This is a genomic window from Sphingomonas daechungensis, assembly GCF_039543105.1.
GTDB lineage: Bacteria > Pseudomonadota > Alphaproteobacteria > Sphingomonadales > Sphingomonadaceae > Sphingomicrobium > Sphingomicrobium daechungense.
Genome location: NZ_BAABJC010000001.1, coordinates 526,450 through 542,075, shown reverse-complemented (window position 1 = coordinate 542,075; position 15,626 = coordinate 526,450). Strand labels below are relative to the sequence as shown.

The 15,626-nt window shown below is 63.2% G+C and carries 16 protein-coding genes; 9 read left to right on the top strand and 7 right to left on the bottom strand.

Annotation, left to right across the window (positions count from 1 at the left end; all coding sequences use genetic code 11):
- Nucleotide 1: 1 nt before the first annotated feature.
- On the top strand, nt 2–1,204 hold the full coding sequence (locus tag ABD928_RS02720; protein ID WP_187714340.1) for a dihydrolipoamide acetyltransferase family protein: 1,203 nt from the start codon (nt 2–4) through the stop codon (nt 1,202–1,204).
- Nucleotides 1,204–2,256, top strand: a complete 1,053-nt coding sequence (locus ABD928_RS02715) for an AI-2E family transporter (protein WP_187714339.1) — start codon at nt 1,204–1,206, stop codon at nt 2,254–2,256. Before ABD928_RS02720 ends, ABD928_RS02715 begins: the two co-directional genes overlap by 1 nt.
- On the opposite strand, the gene ABD928_RS02710 is transcribed toward ABD928_RS02715, so the two are convergent.
- Genes ABD928_RS02710 through ABD928_RS02695 form a run of 4 tightly spaced genes read right to left on the bottom strand, consistent with a single transcriptional unit; the run spans nt 2,253 to nt 5,583 of the window.
- Complete coding sequence (locus tag ABD928_RS02710) at nt 2,253–2,990, bottom strand: metallophosphoesterase family protein (protein ID WP_345165849.1); 738 nt, start codon at nt 2,988–2,990, stop codon at nt 2,253–2,255. The two genes, ABD928_RS02715 and ABD928_RS02710, sit on opposite strands and share 4 nt — an antisense overlap.
- On the bottom strand, nt 2,962–3,744 hold the full coding sequence (locus ABD928_RS02705) for a hypothetical protein (protein ID WP_187714337.1): 783 nt from the start codon (nt 3,742–3,744) through the stop codon (nt 2,962–2,964). Before ABD928_RS02705 ends, ABD928_RS02710 begins: the two co-directional genes overlap by 29 nt.
- 53 nt (nt 3,745–3,797) lie before the next feature.
- Nucleotides 3,798–4,652, bottom strand: a complete 855-nt coding sequence (locus tag ABD928_RS02700) for a hypothetical protein (protein ID WP_345165845.1) — start codon at nt 4,650–4,652, stop codon at nt 3,798–3,800.
- 22 nt (nt 4,653–4,674) lie between these two features.
- Nucleotides 4,675–5,583 (bottom strand): hypothetical protein, encoded by a 909-nt coding sequence (locus tag ABD928_RS02695; RefSeq protein WP_187714334.1) that lies wholly within the window; start codon nt 5,581–5,583, stop codon nt 4,675–4,677.
- 173 nt (nt 5,584–5,756) lie between these two features.
- Here ABD928_RS02695 and ABD928_RS02690 point away from each other — a divergent pair, with 173 nt between their 5' ends.
- From ABD928_RS02690 to ABD928_RS02670, 5 genes are all read left to right on the top strand, one after another.
- Nucleotides 5,757–6,071 (top strand): hypothetical protein, encoded by a 315-nt coding sequence (locus tag ABD928_RS02690; protein ID WP_345165841.1) that lies wholly within the window; start codon nt 5,757–5,759, stop codon nt 6,069–6,071.
- A gap of 43 nt (nt 6,072–6,114) precedes the next feature.
- A complete protein-coding gene (locus ABD928_RS02685; RefSeq protein WP_187714332.1) occupies nt 6,115–6,375 on the top strand; it encodes a hypothetical protein in 261 nt (86 codons plus the stop codon).
- Between the two features lie 95 nt (nt 6,376–6,470).
- Nucleotides 6,471–8,234: a copper resistance system multicopper oxidase gene (locus ABD928_RS02680; RefSeq protein WP_345165836.1), complete on the top strand. Its 1,764-nt coding sequence runs from the start codon at nt 6,471–6,473 to the stop codon at nt 8,232–8,234.
- A complete protein-coding gene (locus ABD928_RS02675; protein WP_345165833.1) occupies nt 8,231–9,412 on the top strand; it encodes a copper resistance protein B in 1,182 nt (393 codons plus the stop codon). Before ABD928_RS02680 ends, ABD928_RS02675 begins: the two co-directional genes overlap by 4 nt.
- Nucleotides 9,413–9,468: 56 nt before the next feature.
- Nucleotides 9,469–9,912, top strand: a complete 444-nt coding sequence (locus tag ABD928_RS02670) for a YybH family protein (RefSeq protein WP_345165830.1) — start codon at nt 9,469–9,471, stop codon at nt 9,910–9,912.
- A gap of 187 nt (nt 9,913–10,099) precedes the next feature.
- Here ABD928_RS02670 and ABD928_RS02665 read toward each other — a convergent pair whose 3' ends face one another.
- Nucleotides 10,100–10,519, bottom strand: a complete 420-nt coding sequence (locus tag ABD928_RS02665) for a hypothetical protein (protein WP_345165827.1) — start codon at nt 10,517–10,519, stop codon at nt 10,100–10,102.
- 166 nt (nt 10,520–10,685) lie between these two features.
- Between ABD928_RS02665 and ABD928_RS02660 the strand changes: the two genes are divergently transcribed.
- Together ABD928_RS02660 and ABD928_RS02655 are read left to right on the top strand one after the other, a co-directional pair.
- A complete protein-coding gene (locus tag ABD928_RS02660) occupies nt 10,686–11,909 on the top strand; it encodes an NnrS family protein (protein WP_345165823.1) in 1,224 nt (407 codons plus the stop codon).
- Nucleotides 11,910–11,991: 82 nt separating this feature from the next.
- Nucleotides 11,992–14,199 (top strand): adenosylcobalamin-dependent ribonucleoside-diphosphate reductase, encoded by a 2,208-nt coding sequence (locus tag ABD928_RS02655; protein ID WP_345165820.1) that lies wholly within the window; start codon nt 11,992–11,994, stop codon nt 14,197–14,199.
- A gap of 29 nt (nt 14,200–14,228) precedes the next feature.
- On the opposite strand, the gene ABD928_RS02650 is transcribed toward ABD928_RS02655, so the two are convergent.
- Nucleotides 14,229–15,011 carry a cytochrome b/b6 domain-containing protein gene (locus ABD928_RS02650; RefSeq protein WP_345165817.1) on the bottom strand — a complete coding sequence of 261 codons (783 nt, stop codon included), beginning with the start codon at nt 15,009–15,011 and terminating at the stop codon, nt 14,229–14,231.
- Complete coding sequence (locus tag ABD928_RS02645) at nt 15,008–15,622, bottom strand: DUF6448 family protein (RefSeq protein WP_223276248.1); 615 nt, start codon at nt 15,620–15,622, stop codon at nt 15,008–15,010. Before ABD928_RS02645 ends, ABD928_RS02650 begins: the two co-directional genes overlap by 4 nt.
- Nucleotides 15,623–15,626 lie beyond the last annotated feature (4 nt).

The window sequence follows — 15,626 nt, the reverse complement described above, 5'->3', positions numbered from 1 at the left end:
GGTGATCGAGGTCCGCGTTCCCGATGAGCAGGAAGGCACTAAGGCAGTCGTTCGCGCCTGGCTGAAGCAGATCGGCGATGCGGTGGCCGAGAACGACCCGCTGGTCGAGCTGGAGACTGACAAGGTTACGCAGGAAGTGCCTGCGCCCGCGGCGGGGGTTCTAACCGAAATTGTTCTCGATACGGACGCGGAAGCCGTTCCGGGCGCCTTGCTCGGACGGATCAGCGTTGAGGACGCTCCTGCGAAGGCGAGAGCTCAGACTGAGCCCGAAACGCAAGATGCTACCGTTAGCGAAGACGCGCCGCGTACGACTGGGCCCCTGCCTTTGCAGGGGCATATGGAGACGCGCCTCAGCCCGTCCGTGCGGCGGGCCTGTCTTCAGAATGGAATCGACCCATCGCGGATTGCCGGAACGGGACGCAACGGCCGGGTGACGCGGGAAGACGTGGATCGCGCCGTCTCTTCCGCAACCGTCGTCAGCGTCGGCGAACCCGCGACCGCCCAGCCGCGGCATTTCTCCGCGCAGGACATCCCGCACGACCGCATGCGCAGGTCAATCGCCGACAACATGGTCCGCGCGGTCAGCGAGGCTCCGCACGTCACCGCCGTCTTCGAAGCCGACTTTTCGGCTATCGCGGCGCACAAGTCTGCACTGGCCGCCAAGGGCAAGAAGCTCAGCTACACCGCGTACATCGTGAAGGCGGCTGCCGAAGCGATGGCGGTCGCTCCGGCGATCAACGGTCGTTGGGAGCAGGACCGCATCGCGATCTCGCCGACCATCGACGTGGGCGTCGGTACTGCGCTGGGCGAGAAAGGCCTCGTCGTCCCCGTTGTGAAGGATGCGGGCAGTCTCACTCTCGAGCAGATCGGCGCCAGGCTCGACGACCTCACGCGGCGCGCTCGCGAAGGGAAGCTCGAACGGTCCGACGTCTCGGGCGGCAGCTTCACCATTTCCAACCACGGGGTTTCCGGCTCGCTGCTCGCCGCGCCGATCATCCTTCATCAGGGGCAGGCGGCGATCCTGGGCATCGGAAAGCTTGAGAAGCGCGTGATCGTCCGTGAGGTCGATGGCCAGGATGCGATCCTGGTGAGGCCGATGGCATATGTCACCCTGACCATCGACCACCGCGTCGTCGATGGGCACCAGACCAATGCGTGGCTAAGCCGGTTCGTCGAAATCCTCGAAAGCTGGCGGGCCGCCTGATGGCTCGGAAGGCGGACGAGTCCGGGGACCGCCAATTCGTTCGCCGGGTCCTGATCGTCCTCGGCCTCGGCGCGCTCTTCATCCTGGCATGGCAGCTTCGAACTTTGCTGCTGATGTTCTTCGGAGCCATCGTAGTCGCGACCGTGTTCCGCGCTTTCGGCGATCGGCTCGAGAAAGCGATCGGGTGCCGGAACGGCATTGCGGTGGCGCTCTCGATTACGACAATCCTGGGCCTTGCCGTCGGCCTCATTGCCTTGTTCGGGTCGCACGTCGCCGAGCAGGTCGAAATCCTCCGCCGGACGCTCCCGGTGGCCTGGCACGCATTCGAAGCGCGCATGGGAGACCTCGGACTCGGCGACCAGATCAAGCACATCGCCCAAAGCATCAGGGCTCCGGGCGGCAGCAGCCTGTCCGCGTTCGCGGGAACGGTGCTCTCGATCGGAAGCGGCATCGCCGACGTGATCGTCGTCATCGTCGCCGGCGTGTTCCTGGCCACGCAACCGCGCTTCTATCTGACCGGCGCCGTCAAGCTGATTCCACCCGCAAAGCGCAGCCTCGCGCTGGAGGCTGTCTCGGAGTCGGAGAATGCGTTGCGGCTGTGGCTTCGAGGGCAGCTGATCGCGATGGTCGTCGTCGGGCTGCTGACGGGGTTGGGCCTATGGGCGCTCGGCATGCCGTCCGCCTTTGTCCTCGGCCTGATGGCGGGCGTTCTTGAATTCATTCCTTTCATCGGGCCGATCCTGTCGACGATCCCGGCCATCCTGCTGGCGCTGGCGGTCGGTCCCGACCAGGCGCTTTGGGTGCTGCTGCTCTATTTCGCCGTGCAGCAATTCGAAGGCTACATCCTGACGCCGCTGGTGCAGCAATATGCGGTAGACCTCCCAGGCGTGATCCTGCTTTTCGCGTTGATTGCATTCGGGATTTTGTTCGGAACGCTGGGCGTCATCCTGGCCGCTCCGCTGACGGTTGTCGCTTACGTGCTGGTAAAGCGCCTCTACGTGATCGAGGTGCTGCATACTCCGACACCGATCCCCGGAGAGACGAAGGGCTAGATTTCCAGCAAGGCGTACGGCCGCTTGAACTGTTCCCGAACCACGAACTGGGCGACGTTGTAAACGGGGATGCCGCGCATCGTTTGCCCTTCGTAAGTTCCATGATGCGCGTGACCATGGACGACGGCCTTCACATGGTCGAAGCGGTCGATGGCATCGGCCAGCCGGGCCGAGCCCAGATATTGGAAAATCTCCAGCGGCTCTCCCTCGAGCGTTTCGGCGATCGGAGAATAATGGAGCACTGCCAAGCTTCGCTCGGTGCGCAGCGTCCGTAAGCCATTCTCCAGCTTGCGCGCCTCGTTCAGGGCCTCGTCGACGAAGGCCTTGATGATCGGCTCTCCGAAGGGTGCAAGCTCGCCGCGGCCGAACCCGCCGAGAAATCCCTTCACTCCGGCGAAGCCGACGCCCTTGATCTCGATCGCCTGCTCGTCGAGCACGGTCATCCCTGCTGCGGTCAGAATGTTCGCGACGACTTCCGGTTGTCCGCATTCATAATCGTGATTGCCGAGCACGCCGATCACCGGGATCGCGGACGTCCGGATGTCCTCGGCGAGGATTTCGGCTTCGCTCGTCTTCCCGAAATTGGTGAGGTCGCCGCACAGCACGAGCACGTCGGCCACGCGTGAGATCTCCGCGAACATTTCGCGGTAGGGCGCGACATTTTGCTCGGTGACGTGGAGGTCGCCGATGGCGGCGACGGTAACCTTATCCGTGGGTTGCATAATTCTCTTCAAGATTGCCGACAGCTTCGGAGAAGCCCCACTCCGCAACGTCGATCTGATAGTCGCGGGGGCTGAAGATACGGCCGCGGCACACGCGCTTTCCCGCCGACGGCATCTCCAGCTGCGCGCCGAGCCGTTCGAGGAGTTCGTCCATGACCCAGCGCGGAATCAGGTGCCGCTCGCTCGGGTAGATGAAGCGGAAGTTGAGGACCGCGGTCAGCAGCACTTCCCAGTGCAATTCCATGCTGGAAATGAGCTGGCGCCAGTCGATGTCCTCCGACCTCTTGAGGAACATGTGCGTGACGTCGGCGCCATCGTAGCGGTAGCGGTCCTGGACATAGATCTTCGACCAGACGAACTGCGTTGGCGGGACCAGATGGACCTTGGTCTCGAACAGGACCGCCTCGGGGGCTTCCTTGAACCATTCATCGGTTACGTGCGTCGCGGACGTCGGCATGTTCGTGATGATGTCCACGAATTGCTCGCCCCGCGTGACCCGCGCCAGCCAGCGGTCGTCTACGATCTGCACGTCGAAACCGCGCTCCTTGAAGAAGCTCAGCATCCGCAGCGCATCGCCCGCCTTGGCGAAAACGTCGACGTCTTTCGTCGGCCGGATGATGCCCGTGTAGCAGGAGAGGGCGTAGGTGCCCGACAGCAGGAACGGAATGCCGGACTCGGCCATCAGGTGCACGACTTCGGCGTAGAAGCCTTCGCTGGAGCCTGGCGCCTCGAAATCATCCGGCGGAGTAAGCGGTTGATGGATCATCCACCGCCCAACGGGAGGGCGGCGGACGCGGTTCCCTCCTTGCGCCGGCGAGGTCAGTTCATGCGGCAGGGAGGCCGGCTGCCGTCACCTCCGAGCGAATAGGTGATGCAGGTCTGGAGCCGTTCCTGATATTCACGGAAGTGGCGCTGGTCTTCCTTGGCCTGAAATTCATTCTCGCGCTCGCGAGCGGCCCAGTTGGCCTCGGTCATGCAGACGCTCTTGCGAAGGTGCGTTCCCGGCGATTCGATCTGCTTGCACTGCACACTTTTCGACGGATCGCGAGTGCCGGTGACGATCACTTCCTGGTTGAGGGATTGCGACAGGGCCAGGCGGTATGCGCCTTCGGCCAGCGCGCTGCGCAGGTCCGCGCGCGAGAGGTTGAACGTATCGCCCTCGGAAACGCAGGCAGCATATTTCGGCACCATGGTGACCATCACCTGCCGCTCTTCCGCGCTTCCCGCCGCCGTCTTGAGGAGCGCCGAAGCATTGTCGGGGTCGGAGGCCGCAACGCAGGTTCCGAATGCGACGTAATCGATCCGCCTTTTGGCGTCGGTTCCCAGTGCGGCAAGCTCATTCATGTCCACGGTGAAAACTTCGATCAGGTCGCGCTTGGGGCGACCGCCGATCGTTCCGAAATCCGTTTTGAACAATTGCTCGGCGACGGCACCGCGGAGGATCCCGGCCTCGCTGGTCGGAGGAGAGCAAGACCGGCTTCCGTATTCGGCGATGACTTCGGCTTCTTCGGGCGATCCGGGCTGCGTCGCCAACAGCTCCGCACCTTCGTAGTTCTTGGTGGCACACACACCGAAGGCTTGCAGCGCGGTCGGCGCGGGCGGGGTGGCCGACGGGGCACCGGTGGGAAGCGACATCGCGAGGGCCGCCGTGGCAAGCAGAACTGGGCTCTTCATAAGATCGCCTTTCTTTCCTGAATTAGGTTCGCGCCGTTGAGCAGCGCAAAATCAAATGCCTGGCCTGATAGGTGAGGCTGCTGCAGCGGGACAAAGCATCGCTTCCGACCATCAGCCAGAAATGTGCTGCACCGTAGCTGCGCTTGCCCTTGCCGGTGACGACAATGCCACTGCCTTCCGTTTCATCCGCATCGGCGTCTTCACTCGCGACCTGCTTGTCGGGGAGCAAATAGGAGCCGCGATCGTCCATCACGCGGACGGCGAACTCGTTGAGCGGGAAGCCCTTCACGGAGAGAGTCTGGCCGAGCACCATCCTTCGCACCGGCCGCGGTACCCCGAACCTGACCTGGTGAACGAAGGGACCGCCCTCCCACAATCCGCTTCGTCGCTTGGATATCACGGAGGCCGCGGCGCCGGTCGTCGTTGTCAGCCGGTCCTCGAGCGTGAACCGCGTCAGGATGAGCTGCCCGCCATAGTCGAATTCGTAGTAAAGCCCGCGCTGCCGGTCGAAGCGCATCGGCAGCTGGATGACCTGTTCGTCGGCCGCGGCTTCGCGAAGCTTCAGGGTGACGCCGTTGCCCGGCAGATTGGCGGGATTGATAACGCCGTCTGCGTCCGGAATCGCTTCGCCTTTCACCCACATCACTGGCTTCGCGGATGTCTCTCCGCGGATCGTCAGTTTCTCGTTGCGCGTGTTGGCTTTCAGCCGGAGCGGCCCGACGGCGAGGGTCGCCGATTTGGTGCTGACCAGCCGAAGCTCCTTCGCGACCTTGTCATTGAGCAGTACGAAGTAGGGAGCGCCCGGATCGACCTTCAGCCGCAGCAACCGGCCGCGCGCCTGAGCCTCAACAATGTAGTTTGTCGATGAGTCGAGAGCGAATTCGCTGACCGCGTTGGGCGGCGGCGGGACGGTCGCGCATCCGGTGACCACGGCAATCGAGGCCGCCGAGATAACAGCTTTCGCGAGACGCCAATTCGTACAAGGCCGCACGGAGTAACCCCAAGACTTCCGGATCGGACCATTGGGGGACGGAATGGGTGCATGAGTCAAGGGCCGAGCCGATGGTCATTGCCCGTAAAGGTTCGGCGACCTATGTGGGCGCAATGACTTCGGCCGTTCTCAGGCTTCTGACGCTCGTCGGCTTGTTCCTCATGCCCTTCGGCATGGGCGGCATTGCCAACGCGCAGGTTGGCGAACCGGTGGCTGCGACTGACGGCCATTGCGGTGACCACCAGAAGCCGGCGGATGCTCCTGCCAAGATGAGCATGCATTGTGCTTCCTGCAGCGCATTGCCGGCGGCGTATTCCGAGGTCGGCTATGCTGAACTCAAGCCCGAGCCACCGCGGTTCGTCATCGCGACCAAGGCCGTGAGCGACAACGAGCTTGAGATCGCGACTCCTCCTCCAAGGCGGGCGTGAAGACTGAGATTTCAGTTTTCACGTTCAGTTTGGAGATTTTCACATGAAGACGTTCATCGGAGCGCTCGCGCTCGTCATCGCCGTTCCGGCTGCCGCCCAGACGGCGCCAGTCGCTGATCCTCACGCCAACCACGCCCAGCACCAGGGCATGGACCACAGCAAGATGCAGGGCATGCACGACAAGCATGACTGCAAGGATTGCTGCGAGAAGATGAAGGGCAAGGACGGCAAGATGGAGTGCATGGACAAGAAGGCCGAAGCGCCGGCTGCGTCCGCTGACACCCACGAGGGCCACTCGCACTGATCTGGCAGGCGCCGCTCCGAGGGGGCGGCGCCTTTCAGCCATCCGAACACCGCGCGGGCGTCCGGCGTCCGCACTCCATTGGTTAGGCGATACTCATGATCTTGCTCGATCGACGCAATTTCCTTGCGGGAAGCGCTGCAGCAGCCGGTCTCGCTGGCGCTTACCCCGGGTGGGCGATGGGCGTCAGCCCGGGGCTGGCCGCCGCGAAGGGGTCCAGCACGCTTAGCGGAAACGACATTGCCATCACGGTCGGAAACTCGGCGTTCAATGTCGATGGCCGGATCGCGCATGCCGTCACCATGAACGGCACGATTCCGGGTCCGCTCGTTCGACTTCGCGAGGGACAGAATGTTCGGATCACGGTGAAGAACGAGCTGGACGAGGACACGTCGATCCACTGGCATGGGGTGCTGGTTCCCTTCCAGATGGACGGCGTTCCGGGCGTCAGCTTTCCCGGAATCAAGGCCCATTCGACGTTCGTGTACGAGTTCCCGATCATTCAGTCCGGGACCTACTGGTATCACAGCCACTCCGGGCTCCAGGAACAGCTCGGCCATTACGGTCCGATCATCTTCGACCCGGCCGAGTCCGACCCAGTCAGCTTCGACCGTGAACATGTGATCGTTCTTTCGGACTGGAGCTTCCTGCACCCGCATATGATCTTCACCCGCCTCAAGCAGGAGGGCGGCTTCTTCAATCGGCAGAAGCTGACGCTGGAGGATCGGCTGAAGGGAGCCAATCCTCTGACGCCGGAAGAGCGGGCGATGTTCGCCCGGATGCGGATGGACCCAACCGACATCGCGGACGTCACGGCGGCGGCCTACACCTACCTGATCAACGGCCATTCGGCGGCAGAGAACTGGACCGGCCTGTTTCGAGCGGGCGAGCGGGTTCGCCTCCGGGTCATCAATGCGGCGACCCAGACCATCTACAACTTCCGCATCCCCGGCCTGCGAATGACCGTCGTTCAAGCCGACGGAATCAATGTGCGTCCGGTCGAGGTCGAGGAATTCCAGATCGGCAATGCCGAGACGTACGACGTCATCGTCGAGCCTGAGGACCAGGCCTACACGATCGTCGCGGAGACCATCGATCGTTCAGGACAAGGCCTCGCGACTTTGGCTCCGCGCCCTGGCATGCGCGCCGCCGCTCCGGCACTTCGCGAAAGGCCGGTCTTGCGCATGGCGGATATGGGCATGAGCCACGGCCCGGCCGGTTCGTCGATGCCGGGGATGGATCACACAGGTCACGGAGCGAGCGCCGCCGCCGGCTCGCCGGCACCTGCGCCGACCGATCACAGCGCAATGAACATGCGCGACAAGTCGAAGGTCGATTTTCCGGTTGGCGTCGGCGTCGACATGATCGCCCCCATGCCAACGGACCGCACGGGCCATCCCGGCATCGGGCTGGACGACGTGGGTCACAAGGTCCTGAATTACCGCGACCTGGTTGCGCTCAAGCCATTCAAGGACATGCGGGGGCCGACCCGGCGCATCGATATCCATCTCACCGGCAACATGGAGCGCTTCATGTGGTCGATGGACGGCGAGCAATTGTCCGAGCGTCCGGAGCCGTACCGGCTGGCGCGGAACGAACGGGTGCGGATGCGGCTCATCAACGACACCATGATGACCCATCCAATGCACATCCACGGTCACTTCTGGCAGCTCGTGAACGGCCATGGCTCGCACCAGCCGATGAAGCACACCGTCCGCGTGCTTCCGGGCAGTTTTGTCGATCTCGACATGACCGCCGACGCTCCGGGCGACTGGGCGTTCCACTGCCATTTACTCTACCACATGCACGCTGGGATGATGCGCGTCGTGAAGGTCCGCCCCCTGGAAGGAGGCGAGTCATGAAGCGCCTGATCCTCCTCCTTGCTGCGTCTGCACTCACGGCCTCACCGGCCATGGCGCAGCATGCCGGCCACGATATGCCCGGCATGAAGATGCCCGCACCGGCCAAGACGCCGGCGGCGAAAACGCCTTCACCCAAAAAGGCGACCGCCAAGAAGCCGGCATCCAAGAAGCCTTCGTCAAAGAAGGCGCCGCCAACGAAGAAGCCGCCAGCGAAGAAGCCGACGGCGAAGAAGCCTCCGGCGGAACCAGCAGCGGACCCCCATGCCGGGCACGATATGTCAGGCACGTCCAGGATGGATATGCCGAAAGCGCAGGCCGACCCGCATGCGGGCCACGACATGCCGGTCACCGACCCGCACGCTGGGCACGTCATGCCGAACGAGCCCTCTGCTGAGCATGCCGGCCACGACATGAGCGCGACGGCGGTTGACGTTCCGGTCGGGCCGCCGCCTCCGGAAGCATTGCAGGGACCCGAGAACGCCGCGGACACCGCCTGGGGCAAGGACGCGATGGCGGATGGGCGCGCCGTGCTCTTCAACGAGCATGGCAAGATGCTGATGTCGAAGATCCTGGTCGACCAGCTGGAAACGCGTTTTCGAAGCGGTCGCGACGGCTACTTCCTGAATGCGGAAGGCTGGTACGGCGGCGACATCGACAAGCTGTGGCTGAAGACCGAGATCGAAGGCGCTTACGGTAGCAAGCCGGAGCAGGCGGAATTCCAGGCGCTCTGGAGCCATGCGGTCGATCCCTGGTTCGACGTCCAGACCGGCGTTCGCTTCGATGCACAGCCGGACACCCGCGGCCGCCTGGTGGTCGGGGTGCAGGGCTTGCTGCCGTACTGGATTGAGTTGGATGCCGCGGCTTTCCTCTCCGATAAGGGAGACGTGACGGCCCGGGCCGAAGCGGAGCACGATGTTCGCATTACGCAAAATCTGATCCTTCAGCCACGTGCGGAGGTCGACCTGTCTCTGCAGGATATCCCGCAAGAGCGCGTCGGTTCAGGGCTGTCGAAGGCCGAGGTGGGATTGCGGCTGCGCTACCAGGTCACGCCCAATCTCGCGCCGTACGCGGGTCTTAGCTACGAACATGCCTTCGGCGATACCCGGCGCTTCCTTCGAGCCGATGGCGACGATCCGAGCAGTCTCAGCTTTGTCGTAGGCCTGCGGACTTGGTTCTGATGATCGATTGAGAGGGGTTGGAGATGCATTCGGCACTGAAGTTCGCATTTGGAATCTTGTTGGCTAGCGCAGCCGCGGCTCATCCTGAGCAGCACAAGCCCGCATCAGTGGATGCGGCTCTTGATCGGACGGTGCAACCTGCCGCGGCAGTCGTGGATGGTTTCCACGCTGCTCTCACGCGTGGCGACACCGACAGTGCACTCGGCTTCCTCGCCGATAATGCCGTCATCTTCGAAGCCGGCGGCGTCGAGCGCGGCAAAGCGGAATATGCGTCGCACCATCTCAGCGCCGACTCCGCGTTCAGCCAGGCCGTCTTGAGCGAAGTAACGCGCCGGACCGGTGAACTGGCCGGCGATCTCGCCTGGATCGCCAGCGAAGGCCGTACGACCGGCACCTACAAGGGCAAGCCAATCGATGTCGTCACGACCGAAACCATGGTGCTTCGCCGCAGCGGCGGAGCATGGAAGATCGTCCACATCCACTGGTCATCCGCCGACTGACGAACGCATTGAACGGAATGGCGCACCGGACATGAATATGATGGGCACTCAGATCACTGGGAAATATTCGTTCCGCTAAACCCTATTGTCGTCTCGCCCAAATCTAGAGTGCAAGGATCAATTAGACCCCGCCCCGTGGCGGCCGCCTCGCCGGCGTCAGCATCATAGAGCGGCGGCCGGACTCCGGTTACACCAAAGCGACGATCGTTACGATCGCAACCGCCCAACAGAAGATCAGCGCCGGTAGGATGAGCACCAGTACCATCGCCTCGCCGCCCGAGCTGTGACCGGTTGCTGTTTCGATCCCCTTCCGCATGAATTCGGACAGGGGGCGCGAGCGGGAAGCGCCACCGGCTTGCCCGGCAAATAGCGCGGGCACCGCGAAGAATGTGGTGAGGAATGCGAAGTTGACGCCCATTGGGACGATGAGGTGCGGCTCCGCGAGACCGACAGTGAGGACTGCCAGGAAGCCGAAAAACAGTGCGGCCATCGCGCGGAATATCGCCGGCGGGAGCTCGAACCCTTGGTCGACGCAAGCACGGGGAGTTGGGGGAGAAACGACTTCTTCGCGGGCAAGCAGTTTCGCATGGTCGATCTGGCGTGTCATATGTCCGACTCCTTGTCTGAAGTCGGCTTAACTGCGCTCGCAAAGACGCTTTTTGATTTAGGTCAAATCCAATCGCGACGGTCGGGTATTCACCAAGCTTACGTCGTCGATCGGATTTTGACGCAGTTTTCAGGCAGCGTGCCGCTACCCGGCAGGAGCGGCGAGGATGGAGGATTCGGTGCAGACTCGCGGTGAGCAGATGTTGGCGCTTCGCTATGCGCGAATGGCCGCCGCGCCGCCTTTCCTGCGGGGCGGCTTCAGGCCCTTCTTTTTCGGAGGGTCGCTCTGGGCGGTCGTTGCCCTGACGCTGTGGCTTCTGGCGCTCGCGGGCGCTGTTCAACTGCCAACCGCGTTCGATCCGCTCGCATGGCACCGCCACGAGATGCTCTTCGGTTTCGTCGGGGCAGTCGTCGGCGGCTTCCTGCTGACTGCAGTGCCCAATTGGACCGGGCGCCTGCCAATTGCAGGTCCGCCGCTGGCGGCATTGTTCGGACTTTGGGTCGCGGGGCGCCTGGCCGTCCTTTTCTCCGCCGCGATCGGAGCTGTCGTCGCAGCGGCGATCGATGTCGGTTTCTTTATGGTGCTGACAGCGGTTGCTGCGCGCGAAGTGCTCGAGTCGAAGAACCGCAATCTGCCGGTCGTCGGGCTGATCTTCCTTTTCGGGCTTGTCGACGCCGCCGATCATGGGGGGGCGGCGGGGCTGATCGATGCCGACCATGCTTGGAAATGCGCAGTCGCGTTGGTGATCATCCTCATTTCGCTCATCGGCGGTCGAATCATTCCGTCGTTCACGCGGAACTGGCTCAGCAAACAGGGCCTGCGGGAGGGATTGCCGGGACAGCCGGCGCCCTTCGACATGGCCATTATCGGCCTCACGGCCTTCGCCTTCCTGGCGTGGATCACGGCACCGCCGGGATGGCTCACCGGCACATTGTTTGCCGTCGCGGCGGCAGGTCAGGCCGCACGGCTTGCGCGCTGGAAAGGGTGGAAGACTTTCGCCGATCCGCTCGTGCTCATCCTTCACGTCGGGTACCTTTGGGTACCGATCGGCCTCGCCCTCCTGGCCGCGGTCGATTTCGGCGCGCCGATCCCTCGATCCACGGCCGTCCATGCCCTGACCGCCGGCGCGATGGCGACAATGATCCTGGCAGTCATGAGCCGCGCCACACTGGGTCATACAGGCCGTGAACTTCGGGCGAGCCTGCTCACGCAAGCCGCCTACGTATTGGTCACAGCCGGCGCGCTGCTGCGGGTCACAGCACCGCTCGGCCTTCTCGACTATCGCATGGGCATAGAAGTGGCGGGCGCAGCCTGGATGGGTGCCTTCCTGCTCTTCCTCGTCGCCTACGGCCCGATCCTGTCGAAACCTCGGATCGACGGCAAGCTCTGAGACGCACGATTGCGCTAGATCAAAGCGCGTCGTCTCATGGCTGCCAAGCTCCCCTCCAAGCCATGTGGAGGGGGGAATAATCGTGTTCGATGTCGCGCTCGCGGAAGAGATCTGGACTGCCAAGTATCGCTTCAAAACCAGCGAGGGGGCGGGTGACGGCAGCTTCGAGGAAACCGCCGAGAGAGTCGCGCGTGCCGTCGCGGGGGCCGAAGTTCCCGAACTGCGCGACCGATGGGAAACACGCTTCGGCGACGCCATCGCGGACATGCGTTTCATTCCGGCGGGACGGGTCCTCGCTGGCGCGGGCACGGACCGAAGCGTTACCCTGTTCAACTGCTTCGTCATGGGGACGATCCCCGACAGCCTCGACGGCATTTTCGAGCATCTGAAGCAGGCGGCGCTGACGATGCAGCAAGGTGGCGGAGTCGGAATGGACTTTTCGACGATCCGCCCCGCGGGAAGTCCCGTGCACGGGGTCGGCGCCGATGCCTCCGGACCGCTGACGTTCATGGATTGCTGGGACTCCATGTGCCGGACCGTCCACTCCGCCGGCCAGCGCCGCGGGGCCATGATGGGCTGTCTGCGCATCGATCACCCCGACATCGAAGCGTTCATCGACGCCAAGCGGGACCCGGCCCGATTCCGCAATTTCAACCTGTCGGTCCTGGTCACCGACAGATTCATGTCTGCGCTCGGAAGCGATGGGGACTGGCCCCTTGTCTTCCAGGGGGAGACGGCGCGGACGGTTCGCGCGCGTGAGCTTTGGGAGAGGCTCATGCGCGCGAGCTACGACGCAGCAGAGCCGGGGGTGATCTTCGTCGACCGGGTGAATGCGGCGAACAATCTTGCGCATTGCGAGACGATCAGCGCCAGCAACCCCTGTGGCGAGCAGATGTTGCCGCCATATGGCGCGTGCCTACTGGGATCGATCAACCTCGCTCGGCTCGTCCAGAGCCCGTTCGAGGGCGGGAGGCTCGACGAAACGAAGCTCGCCGAACTCACGCACACGGCTGTTCGCATGCTCGACAACGTCATCGACATCTCGCGATACCCGCTGCCGGAGCAGGAGGCCGAAGCGAAGGCCAAACGGCGCATTGGCCTTGGAATCACGGGCCTCGCCGATGCTTTGCTCTTTTGCGACGCGGCTTACGGAAGCAGCGAAGCGGTGGACCTCACGCGTCGCTGGCTCGGCATTATGAAGCGCGAAGCCTATCGCGCGTCCGCGCGCCTGGCGGGCGAGAAGGGTGCCTTCCCTCTCTACGATCCGAGCATGCTCGAGCGGTCGAACCTCGCCGATCTGGATGAGGGCACGCGCGCGCTCATCGCTGAGAACGGACTTCGCAACGGTTGCCTCACGTCGATTGCCCCCACCGGAACGACATCGTTGCTAGCGGGTAATGTCTCTTCCGGAATCGAGCCGGTTTTTGCCTATTCCTACACTCGAAAAATACTTCAGCCCGACGGTACGAAGCGAGAAGAAAAAGTCGAGGATTATGCCATGCGCGTTTGGCGGCAGGTCAAAGGTGACATCCCTCCGCCCGACGATCTGTTCGTCAGCGCTCAGACTCTCTCGCCTGCCGATCATCTGACGATGCAGGCCGCGGCGCAGGCGCTCATCGACAGCTCGATTTCGAAGACCGTGAACTGCCCGGAGGATATCAGCTTCGAGGAGTTCGCCGACATTTACGTCGAGGGCTATCATCTGGGGTGCAAGGGGCTCACGACGTACCGGCCGAACGCCGTTACCGGCTCGGTGCTGAGCGTAACGGGCATGGCGTCGACAGAACTGAAGAGCGAGGAGCCTTTGGCGCCGCGCGCTGATCAGCTTTACGGCACCACGTACAAGCTCAAATGGCCCGAAAGCGCGCATGCAGTTTACGTTACGATCAACGACGTCGACCAGGACGGCCAACGGCGGCCGTTCGAGATGTTCATCAACTCCAAGAACATGGAGCATTATGCGTGGACACTGGGCCTGACGCGGATGATCTCGGCGGTCTTCCGGCGCAGCTCGGACGTCGCCTTCGTCGCCGAGGAGCTCAAGGCCGTCTTCGATCCGCGTGGCGGTGCCTGGATGCAGGGCCGATACGTGCCCTCGCTGCTCGCCGCGATCGGCGACATCGTCGAGCGGCACTTGGGCGGACTGCTGCCGGAAGTGGCACCTCCCAACGCGTTCGCGATGGCCGCAACCAAGGCAATGCCGCAATGCCCGCAGTGCGGCGCATCGGCCCTCGTGAAAGTCGAAGGCTGCAACAATTGCCTCGACTGCGGCTATTCGAAATGCGGTTAAGCGGGATCCTCGCGGCTTGGTAAGCGCCCTTAGTCCTCTTCCCGCTCTTCCTCGACCGCTTGCGAAGGTTCGGCGCCGGTTTCAGTGCGATGCTCGAAAGCTTCGGCACTTCGGGGCATGAATGCCTGAGGATCATACTGGAGGATCGCGAGAATCGTCCCGACAATTACGATCGTTGCGGCAAGCAAGGCGGGGATGGATGGACGCCTTGCGTCAACGGCACCGGGGTGACGCGTCGCCGGCTTGTCGCCGCTTATCATTGCTCGCGGGAGATTCTCTTTCTCGATCAAGGACATGACGACGACTGCGGCGATATGAAGGCCGATCACCGCGAGCAGAGTCCAGGCGACCAGTTCATGCAAGTCTTCCGACGCTTCGCCACCGAATGCGCCCGTCCAGACAGTGACTCCAGTGAGTGCAAGCAGGAGCACCACCGCAACGGCCCCGAGCGGATTATGGCCAAGGTCGGATCCTCTACGACCATTCACGAGACCCGCGATGTGACCGGCAATGCGGGAGGGTCGAATAAAGTCCGAAAAGCGGCTGTGCTCTCCCCCGATGAAACCCCATACCAGCCGAAATGCCAGTAGGACTGCGGCAACCCAGCCCGACAGCACGTGCCAGTCGTTCAATGCGCTGTCCTCCTCGGAGGAGAGGAAGGCGACCGCGATGGTGAGCACTAATGCCCAGTGAAAGACGCGGAGCGGCAGGTCCCACACCCTGATCCACTGGCGTGTGGGGACGGCTTCTCGTCTCTCTTTCTCCGTCGGCACACGCGCTGCCACGGCCGGCGGGTCACCGCTAATGCTCATTCGTGGTGCTCTACGGGTTCCCGCTGGCCTTCGGCATAATGACCGGCTGCGTTGGCGCCCACCGCCTGGTGTAGTCCTTCGACATAGTGAACAAATGCGACGTAGCTCGCCACATATTCGCGTCCGGCGGCGAGATCATCCCGGCGAAAGTTCCGCTTCCGCTGAAGATCAGCGAACTTCTCGTGGATGCCTTGCTCGACCTCCTTCGCGGCGAACGTGGCCAACTCCGCGTCCGCGCCGCTCGCGACTGCCTTGTCTGCTAGCGGGATCGCCGGGCCGAGGTCCCGGCCGGCGGGCTTGAGGCCCGTGTACGGAGCACCCTCTCCCGCGCGATGCATGCGGACAAGTGTCTCGAAGAAGTAGCGGTCGGCCAGCTCGCGAGCTTCAGCATTGATCTTGCGGACGGCTACAGCCTCAGCGAAGGCACGGCGCACTTCCGCCTCGTCCTTCGCTTGGACCCAGATCAGGACGGAATTCGGATCGCCAGATTGAAGCGCCTTGCGCGCCGCAGCGACAACCGGTCCATCGAGACCGTCGCAATGGGCCGATGCGGGCAGCGGAAACAAGAACAGGATTGCGACCGCGAGCGAGCCAACTGTCAGTAACCGCATCGAG